1 protein-coding gene and 1 pseudogene are annotated in these 2,186 nt (G+C 67.2%); one reads left to right on the top strand and one right to left on the bottom strand.

What is annotated here, in order from left to right; all coding sequences use genetic code 11:
* Positions 1-1,123 (top strand): annotated as a pseudogene (locus WAZ62_RS15545) (hypothetical protein); the annotation flags it as partial.
* A 33-nt stretch (positions 1,124-1,156) separates the two neighbouring features.
* Here WAZ62_RS15545 and WAZ62_RS15540 read toward each other — a convergent pair.
* A partial coding sequence (locus WAZ62_RS15540; protein ID WP_422644445.1) for a TRAP transporter substrate-binding protein occupies positions 1,157-2,186 on the bottom strand: 1,030 nt, incomplete at its 5' end.

The following is a 2,186-nucleotide window of genomic DNA, read 5'->3' as shown; positions in this document are numbered from 1 at the left end:
CGCCATCGCCGCGCGGGCCGCCTTCGAGGCCGCGCTCGCGACCGGGGAGCGGGTGGCGCGGGTCGACGCCGAGATGGGCATGATCGAACTCGGCCTCGCCGATGGCAGCCTGTCGCGCCCCGAGGCGATCGCAAGGCTGGACCGCCTGCGTTACGCCTGGCGCGGCGACGAGAAGGAACTCGCGGTGTTGCGCCGTCTCGCCGATCTGCAGCTGGCGGAAGGGCAGTGGCGCGACGGGTTGCAGACCCTGCGGCTCGCCGAGAAGCTGTTCCCCGGGGACCCGGGCGTCGATGCCCTGAGGGAGACGGAGAAGGCCGCCTTCCGCCGCCTGTTCCTCGGCGGGGCTGCCGATGCGCTGCCGCCGGTGCAGGCGGTCGCGCTCTATTTCGATTTCCGCGACCTGACGCCCCTCGGCCCCGATGGCGACGACATGATCCGCAAGCTGTCGGACCGCCTGGTGCAGGTCGATCTGCTCGATCAGGCCAAGACCCTGCTGACCCATCAGGTCGAGAATCGCCTGCAGGGCATTCCGCGCTCGCGCGTCGCCGCGCGGCTCGCGTTGCTGCATCTGCTGGACCACGATCCCGCCAAGGCCTTGCAGGTGCTCGATACGACGGAACAGCCGGTATTGCCCGAGACGACGGCACGGCTGCGCCGCCTGCTGCGGGCGCGGGCCCTCGCGGATCTCGGCCGGCCGGCGGATGCCCGCAACCTGCTGGCGGCGGACACCAGCATCGATGCCGCGCGGCTCGGCGCCGAAATCACTTGGCAGGCGCGGGACTGGTCCGGGGCCGCGCTCTATCTCGGCCGCCTGCTCGACGGGCGGAAGCCGCCCGATCATGGCGCCCCGGGCGCGGATGACGAATCGCTGGTGCTGCGCCTCGCGGTCGCCCGCACCCTGGCGGCCGATGCCACGGGACTGAAGCAGCTGGCCACGCTGTGGGGGCCGGCCATGACGCAGTCGAAATATGCCGATGCCTTCGCCATGCTGACCGGCAGCGCCGATCCTTCGGCGATCGTCACCCGCAACCTGGCGCAGACCATGGCCAATACGGGGGCGGGGGGCAGTTTCCTCGGGGAGTTGCGCAACCGGCTGGCCGCCGGGCAGGGCTTGGGGGACTGACGTCGCCAGTCCCCCGCCTTGTGTCGGGCTGCGTTACTTCTTGCGGCCACGGATCATGAAGTTGTCGTAGGAATATTCGGCGACCTGGAACCACAGGTATTCCTGGTCGCGGAAGGCGATGATCGATTTGATCAGCGTCTTGAAATCGGCGTTGGTCGCGGAAATCTCGCCATAGAGTTCATGGGCCGCGCCATAGGCCGCCTGCATGATTTCGTTCGAGAAGGGCCGCAACTGGGTGCCGGCGGACACCAGGCTCTGGATCGCCTTGGGGTTCTTGGCGTCGTATTTGGCCAGCATGTCGACATTGGCGGCCGCGGCGGCGGCGGTCACGATCGCCTTGTAGTTGTCCGGCAGCTCGGCCCATTTGTCGGTGTTGATGAAGAAATGCAGCGTCAGGCCGCCTTCCCACCAGCCGGGGTAATAGTAGAAGGGCGCGACCTTGTAGAAGCCCAGCTTCTCGTCGTCATAGGGACCGACCCATTCGGCGGCATCGATCGTGCCGCGTTCCAGTGACGGGTAGATTTCGCCGCCCGGCACCTGCTGCGGCACGACGCCGAGCTTGGCCATGGTCTGGCCGGCCAGACCGGCGATGCGCATCTTCAGACCCTTGAGGTCCTCGACGGTCTTGATTTCCTTGCGGAACCAGCCGCCCATCTGGGTGCCGGTATTGCCGCCGGGCAGGCTGTAGATCTTGTGCTTGGCGAGGAAGGCATTGTAGAGCTCGTTGCCGCCGCCATGATAAAGCCAGGCATTCTGCTGGCGCGAATTCAGGCAGAAGGGCAGGGCGGCGCCGGCGGCGAAACAGGGATCCTTGCCGACATAGTAATAGCCGGCGGTATGGGACATCTCGACCGTGCCCTGTTCCACGGCGTCGGCCGCCTGGAAGGTGCCGACGATTTCGCCCGCGGAAAAGACCTGGATCTGGAACTTGCCCTCGGTCGCGTCCGAGACATATTTCGAGAAGACCTCGGCGGCGCCATAGATCGTGTCGAGCGACTTGGGGAAGCCCGAGGTCAGGCGCCATTTGACTTCCGGATTGCCGGCGGCTCGCGCCGGGGTGGTG

The sequence above is a fragment of the Zavarzinia sp. genome (assembly GCF_049306435.1).
Lineage (GTDB): Bacteria > Pseudomonadota > Alphaproteobacteria > Zavarziniales > Zavarziniaceae > Zavarzinia.
This window is presented reverse-complemented; position numbering and strand designations above follow the sequence as displayed.